15 protein-coding genes are annotated in these 14,081 nt (G+C 43.2%); 8 read left to right on the top strand and 7 right to left on the bottom strand.

The genetic code is table 11. The features are described 5' to 3' along the window. Window positions 1-149 precede the first annotated feature (149 nt). From pheS to rpmI, 3 genes are all read right to left on the bottom strand, one after another. Window positions 150-1,205, bottom strand: coding sequence for a phenylalanine--tRNA ligase subunit alpha (gene pheS, locus I6E84_RS11405; RefSeq protein WP_197218087.1), 1,056 nt, complete (start codon window positions 1,203-1,205; stop codon window positions 150-152). A gap of 308 nt (window positions 1,206-1,513) precedes the next feature. Next, window positions 1,514-1,870, bottom strand: a complete 357-nt coding sequence (gene rplT, locus I6E84_RS11400; protein ID WP_011281252.1) for a 50S ribosomal protein L20 — start codon at window positions 1,868-1,870, stop codon at window positions 1,514-1,516. Between the two features lie 150 nt (window positions 1,871-2,020). After that, window positions 2,021-2,218 (bottom strand): 50S ribosomal protein L35, encoded by a 198-nt coding sequence (gene rpmI, locus I6E84_RS11395; RefSeq protein WP_010197866.1) that lies wholly within the window; start codon window positions 2,216-2,218, stop codon window positions 2,021-2,023. Between the two features lie 437 nt (window positions 2,219-2,655). On the opposite strand from rpmI, the gene I6E84_RS11390 reads away from it, so the two are divergent. The 7 genes from I6E84_RS11390 to I6E84_RS11360 all read left to right on the top strand — a co-directional run bounded on the left by I6E84_RS11390 (window position 2,656) and on the right by I6E84_RS11360 (window position 8,972). Next, entirely contained in the window at window positions 2,656-3,099 is a 444-nt protein-coding gene (locus tag I6E84_RS11390) for a thioesterase (RefSeq protein WP_197218086.1), read from the top strand. A 123-nt stretch (window positions 3,100-3,222) separates the two neighbouring features. Then, window positions 3,223-4,059 carry a bifunctional phosphoribosyl-AMP cyclohydrolase/phosphoribosyl-ATP diphosphatase HisIE gene (hisIE, locus tag I6E84_RS11385; RefSeq protein WP_197218085.1) on the top strand — a complete coding sequence of 279 codons (837 nt, stop codon included), beginning with the start codon at window positions 3,223-3,225 and terminating at the stop codon, window positions 4,057-4,059. 244 nt (window positions 4,060-4,303) lie between these two features. Then, complete coding sequence (tatA, locus tag I6E84_RS11380) at window positions 4,304-4,576, top strand: Sec-independent protein translocase subunit TatA (RefSeq protein ID WP_197218084.1); 273 nt, start codon at window positions 4,304-4,306, stop codon at window positions 4,574-4,576. A gap of 53 nt (window positions 4,577-4,629) precedes the next feature. After that, on the top strand, window positions 4,630-5,325 hold the full coding sequence (gene tatB / locus I6E84_RS11375; RefSeq protein ID WP_197218083.1) for a Sec-independent protein translocase protein TatB: 696 nt from the start codon (window positions 4,630-4,632) through the stop codon (window positions 5,323-5,325). Continuing rightward, window positions 5,325-6,191 (top strand): twin-arginine translocase subunit TatC, encoded by an 867-nt coding sequence (gene tatC, locus I6E84_RS11370; RefSeq protein WP_197218082.1) that lies wholly within the window; start codon window positions 5,325-5,327, stop codon window positions 6,189-6,191. Before tatB ends, tatC begins: the two co-directional genes overlap by 1 nt. A gap of 179 nt (window positions 6,192-6,370) precedes the next feature. Continuing rightward, complete coding sequence (locus I6E84_RS11365) at window positions 6,371-7,870, top strand: UvrD-helicase domain-containing protein (protein WP_197218081.1); 1,500 nt, start codon at window positions 6,371-6,373, stop codon at window positions 7,868-7,870. A gap of 76 nt (window positions 7,871-7,946) precedes the next feature. Continuing rightward, entirely contained in the window at window positions 7,947-8,972 is a 1,026-nt protein-coding gene (locus I6E84_RS11360) for a tRNA dihydrouridine synthase (RefSeq protein WP_197218080.1), read from the top strand. 225 nt (window positions 8,973-9,197) lie between these two features. Here I6E84_RS11360 and I6E84_RS11355 read toward each other — a convergent pair whose 3' ends face one another. Continuing rightward, a complete protein-coding gene (locus I6E84_RS11355) occupies window positions 9,198-9,623 on the bottom strand; it encodes an MAPEG family protein (RefSeq protein ID WP_197218079.1) in 426 nt (141 codons plus the stop codon). A 14-nt stretch (window positions 9,624-9,637) separates the two neighbouring features. Next, complete coding sequence (locus tag I6E84_RS11350) at window positions 9,638-10,051, bottom strand: OsmC family protein (RefSeq protein ID WP_197218078.1); 414 nt, start codon at window positions 10,049-10,051, stop codon at window positions 9,638-9,640. A gap of 544 nt (window positions 10,052-10,595) precedes the next feature. On the opposite strand from I6E84_RS11350, the gene I6E84_RS11345 reads away from it, so the two are divergent. Beyond that, window positions 10,596-11,114: an RNA pyrophosphohydrolase gene (locus I6E84_RS11345; RefSeq protein WP_110923585.1), complete on the top strand. Its 519-nt coding sequence runs from the start codon at window positions 10,596-10,598 to the stop codon at window positions 11,112-11,114. Between the two features lie 119 nt (window positions 11,115-11,233). Here I6E84_RS11345 and I6E84_RS11340 read toward each other — a convergent pair whose 3' ends face one another. Then, complete coding sequence (locus I6E84_RS11340; RefSeq protein ID WP_197218077.1) at window positions 11,234-12,049, bottom strand: NRDE family protein; 816 nt, start codon at window positions 12,047-12,049, stop codon at window positions 11,234-11,236. Window positions 12,050-12,122: 73 nt separating this feature from the next. After that, a complete protein-coding gene (locus I6E84_RS11335; RefSeq protein WP_197218076.1) occupies window positions 12,123-13,778 on the bottom strand; it encodes a DUF4139 domain-containing protein in 1,656 nt (551 codons plus the stop codon). Between the last annotated feature and the right edge of the window lie 303 nt (window positions 13,779-14,081).

Genomic DNA, 14,081 nt, shown 5'->3' with positions numbered 1-14,081 from the left:
GTAAAGCTTGGCGAATTAACTTGCTATAGTAAATCCTATCTAAACTAGATACAGCATCAGGCTCGCTCAGTCTACAATTTGTAGCACGTTCACTCACCTTCCTTTTATCTAAGTTATCTTGAACTAACTATATAAGCATAAGGAAAACTCTAGCCAAATTGCTTTAAGAAGCGTACGTCATTTTGGAAAAACAGACGTAAATCGTCAATACCGTAATACAGCATCGCAAAGCGCTCAATACCCATGCCAAATGCAAAGCCAGTGTATTTTTCAGCATCAATGCCGCAATTGGTCAGCACTTGTGGATGCACCATACCGCAGCCCATGACCTCAAGCCATTTGCCATTGTCATCTAAGATATCTACTTCTGCAGAAGGCTCAGTAAACGGGAAGAATGATGGGCGGAAACGAACGGTCAGTTCTTTGGCAAAGAATGCTTCTAAAAACTCGCTAATCAAGCCTTTTAGCTCAGCAAAAGTGCTCGACTCAGTAACCATAAGCCCCTCTAACTGATGAAACATCGGCGAGTGGGTTTGATCTGAATCATTGCGATAGACGCGACCTGGGCAAATGATACGAATAGGCGGTTCATTCTTTTCCATCGTGCGAATCTGCACAGGACTGGTATGCGTACGCAGTAAGTAATGCGCATCAAAATAGAATGTATCATGCATCGCACGTGCTGGATGATGCGACGGAATATTCAATGCTTCAAAATTATAGTAATCACTCTCGACTTCAGGGCCAGTCGCGACATTGAAGCCTGCTTGAATAAAATACTGCTGCATGCGCTGAGTAATCATCGTTACTGGATGCAAATGACCTTTTTGACCACCGCGAGCAGGCAACGTGATATCGATACTTTCTGCTTCAAGCTTGGCATTTAATGCGGCCACTTCCAACTGTTGTTGCTGGTCAGTCAATGCTTGCTGAATACGGCTACGAACTTGATGTAACCAGCCACCGTAGGTCTTTTTGTCATCAGCACTGAGTTTGCCCATTTGCTTTGACCAGCCAGTTAATGGGCTCTTTTTACCTGTCAATTGCACACGCAAATCTTGCAACTCACGCGCATCAGTAATCTGTAAAACCAATGCTTCAGCAGCACTCGCAAACTCAGTCAGTTCAGCTTCATTCAGCTCACTGAGCTCTGAGGATAAGGTCGGTAGCGCCGACAAATCGTTGATAGCAGCAGGGGTAGTCATAAGACGCATTATTCCTGATTTAAACGGACTATTAATAATAGTGATTGGTAATTGTAGGGGTTTGACCAAATATTGCAAACCATTTACCCATTCATTTTAAAATAAAGGCTAATAATATGAATGGCTTGAATATTTAGACAACGAAAAATTTAATTGCACATCAAACGAAATTTTTCTGAATTCGGATAGTGTAAATAGAGTCAGCTCTAAAATATTTTAATATAAAAAAAGCCACCGACCAGCGGTAGCTTTTATTAATATCGTACTATTAATCAATATTAGTTCTATTTATTTAAATAGGCTAATATTTATGCTAGTTCCGCTTTTGCTTTTTCAACCAATGCAGTGAAAGTCGCTGCATCATGCATAGCGATGTCAGCAAGTACGCGACGATCGATTGCGATGTTAGCTTTTTTCATGCCATTGATAAAGCGGCTATAGCTCAAACCGTTTAAGCGTGCACCAGCATTGATACGTGCAATCCAAAGACGACGGAAGGTACGTTTTTTGTTGCGACGGTCACGATAAGCATATTGACCAGCTTTGGTCACTGCTTGTACCGCTACACGGTAAACACGTGAACGGGCACCGTAGTAGCCTTTTGCGCGTTTTAGGATTTTTTTGTGACGACGATTCGCCTGTACACCACGTTTTACACGGGCCATAAATTACTCCAAGATATTTTTAATCATTATTAAACGAATCACGATGTCATCGAATAGTAGACATCGTTATCAGATTGCAAGGTCAAATATTTTTAATTAAGTGGCTATTCATTAAATAGCGCTTGATTAAATGCATATGACGATAGGCTATTAGATGTATGGGCACATACGACGAACTGCTGCTTCGTCAGACTTGTCCACCATCTTAAGACCGCGCAACTGGCGAATACGCTTAGCTGATTTCTTGGTCAAGATATGGCTTTTATTTGCTTGCTTACGCTTGAAGCCGTTTGCTGTTTTTTTGAAGCGTTTAGCTGCACCGCTTCTGGTTTTCATCTTAACTTTCATGATGATTTGCCTCTTTGTCTTTGATAGAACCTGGTCGTCAAATAGTACATAACGAATAGTGGCTTTAAAAACAACCACTAAACCTCTATTTGCCTCGAGGTGGGAGGCCGTATTTTAGCAGATAGCACGCTGTTTTGCCAAGGAAAGTTTTAATCATGTCCCAGTAAACCATCATAGTAGATAACGAGTATGAACCGACTGCTAGCCTTTCTCATAAAAACACCAATAAAACAGGGAAATCCTCTGCAAATAGATTGAATGTCAGCTTAAGCTGTGCTTAAGTAGAGAGTGAGTATTGGTATAGTTTAGACGCTAATAATACAAAACTGCTTATCACACTTATTAGCCGTATATCATACGGTCGGCATCGTGACGATGTTACCAATCTATATCAAGCTCAGCAGAACTCATCACCTGCCGTCAAACTAGGAAATAATGTGCCAAGAAAAGAGTTGGACTTTGATAACGATTTATTTGTCTTTGAAACAGTCATGCGTGTACGTCATACTGAGGTTGATATAGGCCAGCATCTGACACTCGAGTCATTGACAGCCTTGGTAACTGAAGCGCGCGCGCGATTCTTATACTCCAAAGGAATTAAAGAGATCAATGCCGACTATCAGGGCTTAATTATTGATGAGTTACAGTTAAATATTGATAGTCGTGTACGATTGCGTGACCAACTCCTGTTTGAGATAGGCGTCGAGCCGTTGTATGATGACGGCGGAAATATGGTGATAAAAGTCACGCGTATGCATACGGGTGAAACAGTGGCGAAAGCACGACTGCATTTTCTCAGTTACGATTTCCGACTAAATAAAGTGACTGCGCTCAATAACACTTTAAAAGAGGCGCTATACCCACACTTAGTTAATCTTTAACATTGTTTTTCTTAAAATACTGTCTTTGCTTAAGCAGCTTCCTCACTCACCATATCAAGAGAGTTAGCACGCTTGATGCATTGACCATTCCTTACTTCATACTTATAAGATGACAGATATATTATGACTTTACCTGCTTGGCTGGCTGCCATAAAATTTAATGATGATGGTTTGATTCCTGCGATTGCCCAAGACCATAAGTCTGGGCGTATTTTGATGATGGCATGGATGAATGCGGAAGCGCTCCAACTGACTGCACAAACGCAGACAGCCGTTTATTTTTCGCGCTCACGTGCCAAATTATGGCACAAAGGCGAGTCGTCCGGTCATACTCAAACTGTCCACGATATTCGCTTGGACTGTGATGCAGATGTGATTGTACTGAACGTCACCCAAGCTGGCGGCATTGCTTGCCACACTGGCCGAGAGTCTTGTTTTTATCAGCGTTTAGATTTATCTGGACAAACGCCTGAGTGGGAAACCGTTGATAAAGTACTAAAAGACCCTGCGGATATTTATGCATCAACTGAGACGGTGGATAACAGTCTACAAACCAATAACACCACTGCTAAAGATGACACTAACGCTGAGTCTAATCAAACAGAGAACGCCTCTATTTTGCAGCAGCTTGATAATGTATTGGCCGAACGTAAGCAAGCAGATGCTGATAGCTCTTATGTGGCAAGCCTATACGCCAAAGGATTGAATAAAATTTTAGAAAAAGTCGGTGAAGAAAGTACCGAAAGCATCATCGCTGCCAAAGACTTTGCCAGTTGCAATGAAAGCATAGACAAAGCGCAATATGATGAGGCACGTCATGAGCTCATTTATGAAGTGGCTGATGTCTGGTTTCATACGTTGGTTGGACTGGCATGGTTCGATATAGAGTCGGACGCTGTATTAAACGAGTTAGGTCGTCGCTTTGGACTCTCAGGCATTGATGAAAAGGCGTCACGATAACTTGTGATATTGTAAAATCAATCTAGTGAAGACAGCCTTGTGAAATCGTAAAATAATCAGCTGCTGTGTTTGATTATTTTGCGATTTCACCCTTTTGTCACAACTGCAGGTTATAATATAGCTCTTTTAACGTCGCATTATATGTCGATACTTTTTGTTTGCTATATTGCTATGTGATAAACGCAAAGCTATAAATATAAATTATTCATATACAGACTGAAAACCAAGACATGAGGATAGCTTTATGGGCAGTTTTTCTATTACGCATTGGCTGATACTATTGGTTGTGGTGGTCGTCGTATTTGGCACCTCTAAACTGAGAAATGCTGGCAAAGATTTAGGCGGCGCAGTTAAGGGCTTCAAAGAAGCGGTCAAAGACGAAAATACAGAGCATGCTAAAAAGCACGCCGTCCTTGATCACGATAACAATACCCGTACCACAGATCGCTCAGCTACTGACAACGTCAATAATAGCGATATCAACGCAGCCCCAACTGACGATAAGCACAACGTATAATGCCTATAGCACTTCGCCAGCCTGTAGTTCCTAGATAGTGACACTCAACCATTATGTTTGATATTGGGTTTTCCGAATTACTCCTCTTTGGCATAATCGCCTTGATTGTTCTGGGTCCAGAAAAACTGCCTCAGGCAGCACGGACGGCTGGGCAATGGTATGCCAAAATTCGCCGCACGGTTTCTACCTTACAGTCTGAAATAGAGGCTGAATTAGACTTGGCTGAAACACGGCAGCAAATGCAAAAAGAGCTGGCCAAAATTCGCCAGACTGAGTCGGATATGAAACGCGAGCTAGCAGAAATGCGTGGCAATATGAAAGAGTTTGAAAACGCTCAAAACCAACAATTTCATGCAACACATGATACTGTCGATAAACGTGCATATAGCAAGGCTAATGAAAATAATAGTGAGCAAAATAGTAGTGAACAAAAAAGTCAGTCAGTCACGCCTAAAGAATTCGATTACGCCTATGGGCAAGATACGACACTAGCAGATACTAAGCAGCCATTAGAATCAGACGACAGTTTACACGGCTCTTCCACAGGCAGGGCACCTCAGGATAGTACTCATCAAGTGGTTCAAAACATCACGACCAAACCTTGGGAAAACATGTGGTTCCGTCTTGGTACTTATGACAAAGCTCGCCGTCTGCCTATGCCTCCCTACTTACCGAATTATAAAGCCGATGTTTTATTAAATAGTCCTGTAAGCACGCAAACTTCTGACAATAAACAGGAGTCTGATTGATGGGATTATTCAAACGCAAAAAAAGCCGCCAAGAAAAAGCCGCTAGTTCAGATAAAGAAACAACCGCCGATGCAATGGATAAAAATGAGTCTACAGATGCGTTAAGCGCTGTGGCTGATATGCCTATCACAGAGCATTTGATTGAGTTACGTAGACACTTAATCAAGATATGTGTTGCTGTACTGGTCATATTCTTGGCGCTAGTCGGATTTTCACGCGAGCTATACAACCTATTGTCAGACCCACTGGTTGCACAACTGCCCGCCAATTCGACCATGATTGCGACGGACATCACCTCCAACTTTATGGCACCGATACGCCTGACCGTTTTTGTCGCTGCGTTCTTTGCCATGCCTTATATTCTGTATCAAATTTGGTCGTTTGTCGCACCAGGCTTATATAAAAAAGAAAAGAAAATCGCGATTCCAGTACTACTGTCCTCTATATTCTTATTTTATTCTGGCGTAGCGTTTGCCTACTTCATCGTACTCAAAGGGGTTCTAAAGTTCTTTATCATGTTTGCCCCGCAAAACGTCCTACCAATGACAGATATCGACAGTTATCTAAGCTTTGCACTCAAACTGTTTATGGTATTTGGCTTAACTTTTGAGATTCCAGTCGTCACTTTGCTATTGATATTGACTGGCATTGTCTCCATTCAGAGTCTAGAAGACAAACGCCGCTATATCATTGTGGGCTGCTTTGCCGTAGCAGCAGTCGTCACACCGCCCGATGGCGTATCGATGCTGATGCTTGCCATTCCGATGTGGTTGTTGTTTGAGCTTGGTTTGTTTTTAGCCAAAATTTTAATCAAAGAAGAGCCTAGCGCTGCTTTAGCTGCTAATACGGCCTCGCACAAAGAATGAACTTACCAGTTAATTCAAAACAGGCCAACGCGCTAATCTGTTAATATGGTTACTTCAGCCTCAAGTAATCGTCGATACCTCTTTTGACTATATTATCACTAATCAGCCATTGTCTATGCAGTGGCTTTTTTTACCCCCATCATTTTTGACCATGTTTTATTCTTTTAGGTAACTTTGTTATGTCCGCATCTATGCCAGCTTATATGAGCGATCCCACTGACGAGCAATTAAATGCGCTCAATATGGCGATGGATCACAAGTCATTCAAAGTGGTGGCTTATGCGGGTGCTGGTAAAACTACGACGTTAAAATTAATCGGTGAGCGCCTGCGCGGACGCGGTTTATATTTAGCCTTTAACAAAACGATTGCCAATGATGCTCGTTCAAAGTTTCCACCGCATGTGGAATGTCGCACCTTCCATTCGCTTGCCTATCGTCATGTCGCCCGTGATATCACGGCCAAACTGTCCTTGCCGCGCTTTTCACCCAAACGCCTCGGCGATGATTTGGGCTTGCAACCTGTCCAAGTACGTCGGCAAATGGATGGCATAAACAAATATATTACGCTCACGCCAGCTCGATTATCGCGCTTCGTCAGTGATGCCGTGAGCAATTTTTGTAGTACGCATGCCAGCTACCCTGCACCCAGACATATATTGTTTCCAAGTTGGCTCGATGAGTCAGATGCAGAGCAATTGCGTGAGATGCTCTACCCTGCCGTAGAGCATCGTTGGTTACAGTCGATTGATGCACGTCATCCTGCTGGCATTGGACATGACATTTATCTGAAGCTTTGGGCATTGTCTAAACCTAGCATTCCAGCGGATTTTATTTTGTTTGATGAAGCGCAAGATGCAGATCCATTGATGATGGGGATTTTGACTCAGCAACCGCGACAGGTCATCTATGTAGGCGATGCGCATCAGCAGATTTACGAGTGGCGTGGTGCGGTCAATGCTATGAAAAAATTGCCACTGCCGCAAACCTTATTGACGCAGTCTTTTCGCTTTGGCGAGCCAATTGCAGAAGTTGCCAATACATTGTTGAAGGCATTGCAAGAAGATGTGCCGCTTAAGGGTAATCCTAATAAACAATCCTCTACTGACAAAGGCATGGTACACAGTAAAAAAGATGCCATTCTATGCCGTACCAATGCCGCTGCGATGTCGCAATTATTGACTGGACTTAAACTCGGTCATAGAGTGGCGCTGCAAGCAGACACTGATCGTATGCTCAAATTCTGTCAGGCCGCCGAAAACTTAAAAAATGGTAAGTCTGCTTATGGCGTGCCTGAACTGGCATACTTTTATAATTGGGGCGATGTGCAAGAATACGCCGAAACAAATGAAGGCAGCGATCTCAAAACTCTGGTGAAATTGGTCGACGATCATGGTACCAACGTATTGAGTCAAGCGGTCAATAGCTTGACCAGTATCGAAAATGCGGACTATGTCATCTCAACTGCTCACAAAGCCAAAGGGCTCGAATGGGGAAAAGTACAGTTGGACGATGACTTTTATTATGATGTCACCACTAATGCCGTCAAAATAAGCCCTGAAGAGTTGCGCTTACTATACGTTGCTTGCACGCGTGCCCAGACCAACTTAGACATTCATAATATTAAAGACTTGATATCAGGATTGCAGACAGGTAAAAAAGTGATTTTTGGTAAGACTTAATTTTCCTCCATCTCTGCCAATCTCGAGCTTCATTCTATCTTTCGTTATAGCAACCTTTTAGTAGTGAACAACAAGCATGAATAATAGTCAGCAACTTCAAGCACGTCAAAACACCATCCGTCAGTTATTTGCCAACCCCGTCCGCTTACTTGCGCCAATGGAAGGCTTGACCGATCCATTAATGCGACAAATTCTCACGCAAATTGCGGCAGATTTAGGTCGTCCCTATGACTGGTCGGTGAGCGAGTTTATTCGGGTGACTCAGCACGTTTTGCCAGCACATGTGTTTTACAAATACGTGCCAGAATTGCGTCATGAGGCCAAAACTACCTGTGGCACACCGATTCATTTGCAACTTTTAGGCAGCGAAGCGCAACTTATGGCAGACAATGCTGCTTATGCTGCTGAGCTTGGTGCACCTGCCATTGATATCAATTTTGGTTGCCCTGCTAAAACGGTAAACAGCCATCGTGGTGGTTCAGTATTACTGGATGAACCCGAAACCATGTATCAGATTATCAGCGCGGTGCGTCAAGCAGTACCTGCCGATATTCCAGTATCGGCCAAGATACGTTTAGGCTACACCGATACCAGTAGAATGGATGATATTCGTGGCGCGATTAACGACAGTGGTACTGATTGGCTGACCATTCATGCACGAACCAAAACCCAAGGCTATAAGCCACCAGCCTATTGGGACAAGATTCAAAGTTTTAACGCGCTTGATATTCCAGTGATTGCCAATGGTGAGATATGGAACGCAGAACATGCAAAGAACTGTATGACGCAAGCAGGTACAAAACATTTGATGTTAGGTCGCGGCGCGGTTACCCGTCCAGATTTGGTTGCTCGTGTGGATTGCGGTTCAGATGATGCCATGCTAAGTGCGGCAACGTTGTCGTGGGAAGCGATGGTCACCCATCAGATAAAATTTTTGGAAGGTCGGGCTAAAACTGAAGTGATATTGGTCGGTCGCTATAAGCAATGGCTCGCGATGCTCATCAAAGGCTATAGCGAAGCAAGAGTCTTATGGGATGCTATCAAACGAGAGAAAAATAAAGCGGTGATTATCAGTGCGCTACAATTTAGCATACAACAATAATCACCTGCTCATATTTGGTTGATCTAGGGCGTGTCATCAATTAGATTGTGAGGCTTAAAATGAGAAAAATTACAGATAAACAAGGAAGAAATTGCCGTTAATATGAATATATTGACAAAATTACTGACGATGTTTAGCAAAATTTAGCCATTTTAAGACCACTAAATGTATTAATGTGCTGATTGATGATACGCCCTAGACCCTGTAAAAATTAGCTCTCAAGCGTTATACACTCACTCGAATCGCTAAATAAAATAGCATCAAAGAACAAGCCATCGATAACGCCCAAAGTATCGAGCGAAAAGCCGACAAATTGGTGATATAAGCCACACAAAAACCAATACGAATCAGCACATATAGCCAAGCCAATACATTGATAATCGCCTGCGGAACGAAGAATAGCATCGCTGTTAGGACAGCCGCCAAAAATATAGGCAATGTCTCATAGCTGTTTTGCTGTGCCGCATTAGCACGTGCTGCAACCCCTGTCGCATGCTGAAAAAAATCGCGAGGATGCGCATTATTTCTGAGCTTAAAACCGCCAGATGCTTTTGCAACGATTGATACTAACCATGGTAGTAAGCTTGCCGCCACCATTGCCGAAATGGCAGATGCTGCGGTATTAGAGACCAACTCCAAAAGTGCATTCATTAATATATTCGCCTCTACCCTGCTATAACTTCAAAGTCATGAGTGACGTTCACGCCGCCCTGTACCAACATTCTACTGGCTGAGCAGTATTTTTCTGCTGATAAATGGATGGCTTTTTCGACTTGTTTTTCTTTGACGTCTTGACCCGTCACCACGAAATGCATATGAATATCGGTATATACCGCTGGTACGGTTTCAGCACGTTGTGCGGTTAGCTCACAACGTACATCTGTCACTGCTTGGCGTGATTTTTGTAAAATCTCTACCACATCATAGCTAGCGCAACCACCTAGCCCTAATAGAATCAGCTCCATTGGACTGGCGCCTTTTCCTTTGTCTGCATCGATCTGTACGTTATGTCCTGACGGTGACACGCCCATAAATGCTTTGTTTTCTTGCCACGTAACACTTGCTTTTGACTCTGACATTTTGCCTATTCCTTATTTCAATTATTAGATTTCAATTAGCAGGTTCTCTGCTTTTTATTTTTAATAATACCTGTTGCCTTAATACCGTACTGGTAGTTATATCACGTTGCTAGTGTAGCATAAGCCAAAGCGAGATTTTATATCGCCATTGTCGTTAACTGTCGTTGGCTATTGCCATAACCTTAGTCATGTGTAGCTAGTCTAGCTTCTTTAATTCATAGTTTATTGATAACGATATTTCTTGAGTCGTAGATTAATACCAATACACTTATATTGCCGCCATTACTGAAACTTACCCCTGCCGTAATACCCTTTAAATAAACTTACAAAAGTCTATTTATAACTACTTGATTTTAAACAGCTAAACTCGTGAAACATTTTATAGCAAAATACTGTTACACATTTTGCTTGTTTCTTGGTTTAATAACGGTAATGAATCTTATTTTGACCTAATATCGACAACAATCACCTTATAATAATTATGATTATTGTCATGGTTTTAAATCAAAATAAGCTATTTTAAATAAATCAAAAAGGTTTAGTCATGATAGATGCAGACGGCTTTCGCGCCAATGTCGGCATCATCTTGGCAAATACACAAGGGCAGGTTCTGTGGGCAAAACGTATTGGTCACAACGCTTGGCAGTTTCCGCAAGGCGGTATCGACCGCGGAGAGACGCCGATGGATGCGATGTATCGCGAGCTCTGGGAAGAGGTCGGCCTACATCCGCGTCATGTAGACTTGTTGGCAGTGACGCAAGATTGGTTGCGTTATCGTTTGCCAAAACGCTATGTGCGACATGGACAACACCCTTTGTGTATTGGGCAAAAACAAAAATGGTTTTTGCTGCGCTTAGATGAGGCAAATACTCAACATATCCGCTTCGATGAAGGGAAGCCGGAATTTGACCATTGGCAATGGGTCAGTTACTGGTATCCACTCGGACAAGTGATTCATTTTAAACGAGGCGTTTATCGCCGTGCCTTGCAAGAACTGGTACGCGAGCTTCCCCTAAAGCAAGAACTGATTATCCCTGAGCAAGAAAATCATTTGATAGTGTAATAAATCGCTCAATTTATAATGTAATAAAAGACACCCTTGGTAATTGCTAGAGTTTTTAGCCATTACCAAGGGTGTTTTTTATTGTTGTTCAGCTATTGTTTTCCAGCTATTGGTTTCAGTTATTTTGAGTGATGATCAAACTCTCGACTGGTAATATTGGCCGTGAAGTTTGCGCCCGTAGCGCCCTCTTTGCGCAACGTCAAAATACTTTGGGTACGAGTCCCATAAGTGGGTACATTGTTTTCTGTATTGCCAAAAGCCACTGGTTCAATATAAACAGAAGACAGCATCTGCTCCACCTCAAACGCCACGCCAGTATCAGGCAGCTTATCTGCTGGTGCTGGCGTATTGTCAGATAACACATCAAAGGCAGCCTCTTGCCAGTATTCGAGTGCACTATTTTCAGCAATAAGAGGCAATACTTCTTGCCGTAGCCTGCCACGTAAACGTTCCGTCTTAAACCAACTGTCCTCTGGCTGACCGTTAGAAAGCACATGCAAACCTGCATATAATGGCGTTGGCGCATGACCGCGATTATTGACAATGACGGCTTGTGCTGTATCACCAATAATAAGATTAAACCCAGCGTAGTCCTGCAAAGTAATCTTTCGGGCAAAATCCATTGGGCTAATAGTACTTGTCAAAAAGTCAGTCACGAGCGCACCGCGCGAACGCTCGTCCGTCCTTGCCTGCACACCATCACGAAAGTTTAGTACCGCAGCCCAACGACCATTCTGTTCAACAAAACCTGTCTTTTTTTCTTGATGAATACCTAACCACGTGCCACCGCTTTGCTTATCACGCCCAGCATAAATAGTCTGATCAGACCATTGATGTAGCGACTCAGTTGGACGCTCCAGAAACTCATCACGATTGGACAATAATACCAATGGCAGCTCATCAAATAACTGCCAAGCAATGGCGACGATACACATAGCATTCCTTTTATAATAATCTGTTATACCAATGCTTTTTAGCAAAAATAAAGAGCATCGTTTAAGGTTTTACTTATTGATTGCCAGCTAGCATTTTATTGGCGGGATAGCTAACCTGAGACGTTGAGCGTATCACTTGTGACTGCTTGCTTGGTAAATCGAACTCCCATGCTACTATGCCTTGATTGTCATTCCAATCTCGTTCGGTTACAGGCGGCGTATGAGTGACCGTAACCTTTAGACTGTCGTCGCGACTGATAGGCTCACTGCCCAACACCTGCAAGCGTACACTGCGATTATGCTGATTGGTAAATTGATAGGCGTTGGTGGTCGTTATGGTTTGCGTGCGGTTCAGCACGCCTTTCTCGCCTTGCTTGTCTTCGTTGGTCAGCTCTTTGACCATCATATTTGAATCGCTACCAAACCCAATCCCTTGCTCTTTTAGCATTTGGTAGCTATAACGTGATTGACCTACATAGTTGTCATCACGGTACAGCTGTAGCGAACCATCGACCCAGTCTGGTGTCAAAAATGGCGCTGAGGCATACCAGTAGGCGGCAGTCTCGACGTTTGGTGTGCTGCGAATCCATAGCTTACTGCTACCAGATTGCTCTCCAATCACTGTACGTACACGTCTGCCATCACTTGGAATACTAACCAGCTGCGGCAAACGATACTCGATGATGCCATTTTTATTTTGACTACTGACGGTGAAATTCGGTAGCGGTGCCATACTGACTCCTGCTCCTTTGGTGTAAGCCGCTTCTGCCATCATCACAGGAGCAGCATCCATCATAGGTGACTCACGCCTAACCTTAGCATCTTGATTCTCTTCATATAATGACAGACGCTGCACATACGGCAGTTGCCCTGTCGTACTCTGATTGGGATTAACGGTACTGAGTGTCACAGGTACATTGGTCCAATTCTCACCGGTTTGCTGAGCAATAATTGCAGAGGCTGTGATACTTAACTGCTCACTATTTGTGTTTAGGCGGGCTTGATACGCAGGTTCCCAACCTGCGCCGCGCACTTGGTAGTGCAACTTAACGCTACTTGGCGAGCGACTGGCCGTGCGTACACTCACCTGTGTCACATTATTAAAGGTTGATGTCGCGCTGCCTGACATAAGCTGATTAAGTGCATCTTGAGCACGCGCCTGACGCTGTTGAATCTCTAAAATTCTTTGGTTAATACTAGTCGCTTGAGTTTCTATATCACGCGCATTATTAGCAATCGTACTATCCGTATTGACCTGCGTGGCTTTGGTCAAATTCTGCAAGTATGCTTTTGCTAAGCGTGCTGCTTCCAATTCTGCATTGATATTTGCTAAAGTACTTTGCTGCGTCTGCACCTTAGCATCACCTTGATATTGGCATTGCGCTGCTTGCTCTCCAGTCAATTCTTCAATACTGATTTCACCGACGTTGACGTTACCCACCGCTTGTACACTCAAGCTCTCTTTGTCCATTTGAGGCGACAAGCACGAAAATACAACGGTTTGCTCACCGTTACCTGTAATGGGCAACGCCCGTGTCACGCTTGCCAGCCCCTGATAGATGGTCACTTGCTCGACGCTGCTCGTTGCCGCTTGCGCCGAAGACAACCCCAATATGGCACTACCACCAAACATAAGCGGCAAAGCAAGACCTATGGTCATTTTATTAAGCGGCGATAATGCGCTGCCATGGTCTGTTGAAACAGACGCCTGTACTACATGTGCGTTCATACATCATTCCTTAGAAGTAAAATCCATTATGGCAGCAGCGCACTCTTTCTATGTTGGCTATCAGATCAGCGCGCAAGACAATTTTTATCAAAAATAGTATCTCTCAAAGATATAACCGTAGCGTTTTTGAAACTTTTTAGCAACAAATGTCTCTATCAGAATTAACGTCCTATTCTTATATTCTGCACGGTTTCTCTGTTTATTCCCTTTTATGGTGCAAATTATCAAAGTCTATGCACTAGATTAATGAAAAAACGCTACCATTTTTAGTTATTGTGCTGTTATTTCCCGAATAATGGCCTT

Origin of the sequence: Psychrobacter sp. SCQQ22 (assembly GCF_015864605.1) — a bacterium.
In the GTDB taxonomy this organism is placed as follows: domain Bacteria; phylum Pseudomonadota; class Gammaproteobacteria; order Pseudomonadales; family Moraxellaceae; genus Psychrobacter; species Psychrobacter fozii.
This window is presented reverse-complemented; position numbering and strand designations above follow the sequence as displayed.

Bases quoted from the DNA above. Each gene is read 5' to 3' on its own strand.
- pheS (WP_197218087.1), bottom strand. From the start codon at position 1,205: ATGACTACCCCTGCTGCTATCAACGATTTGTCGGCGCTACCGACCTTA.
- rplT (WP_011281252.1), bottom strand. From the start codon at position 1,870: ATGGCCCGTGTAAAACGTGGTGTACAGGCGAATCGTCGTCACAAAAAA.
- rpmI (WP_010197866.1), bottom strand. From the start codon at position 2,218: ATGAAAGTTAAGATGAAAACCAGAAGCGGTGCAGCTAAACGCTTCAAA.
- hisIE (WP_197218085.1), top strand. From the start codon at position 3,223: ATGACTTTACCTGCTTGGCTGGCTGCCATAAAATTTAATGATGATGGT.
- tatA (WP_197218084.1), top strand. From the start codon at position 4,304: ATGGGCAGTTTTTCTATTACGCATTGGCTGATACTATTGGTTGTGGTG.
- tatB (WP_197218083.1), top strand. From the start codon at position 4,630: ATGTTTGATATTGGGTTTTCCGAATTACTCCTCTTTGGCATAATCGCC.
- tatC (WP_197218082.1), top strand. From the start codon at position 5,325: ATGGGATTATTCAAACGCAAAAAAAGCCGCCAAGAAAAAGCCGCTAGT.
- I6E84_RS11365 (WP_197218081.1), top strand. From the start codon at position 6,371: ATGTCCGCATCTATGCCAGCTTATATGAGCGATCCCACTGACGAGCAA.
- I6E84_RS11360 (WP_197218080.1), top strand. From the start codon at position 7,947: ATGAATAATAGTCAGCAACTTCAAGCACGTCAAAACACCATCCGTCAG.
- I6E84_RS11355 (WP_197218079.1), bottom strand. From the start codon at position 9,623: ATGAATGCACTTTTGGAGTTGGTCTCTAATACCGCAGCATCTGCCATT.
- I6E84_RS11350 (WP_197218078.1), bottom strand. From the start codon at position 10,051: ATGTCAGAGTCAAAAGCAAGTGTTACGTGGCAAGAAAACAAAGCATTT.
- I6E84_RS11345 (WP_110923585.1), top strand. From the start codon at position 10,596: ATGATAGATGCAGACGGCTTTCGCGCCAATGTCGGCATCATCTTGGCA.
- I6E84_RS11340 (WP_197218077.1), bottom strand. From the start codon at position 12,049: ATGTGTATCGTCGCCATTGCTTGGCAGTTATTTGATGAGCTGCCATTG.
- I6E84_RS11335 (WP_197218076.1), bottom strand. From the start codon at position 13,778: ATGAACGCACATGTAGTACAGGCGTCTGTTTCAACAGACCATGGCAGC.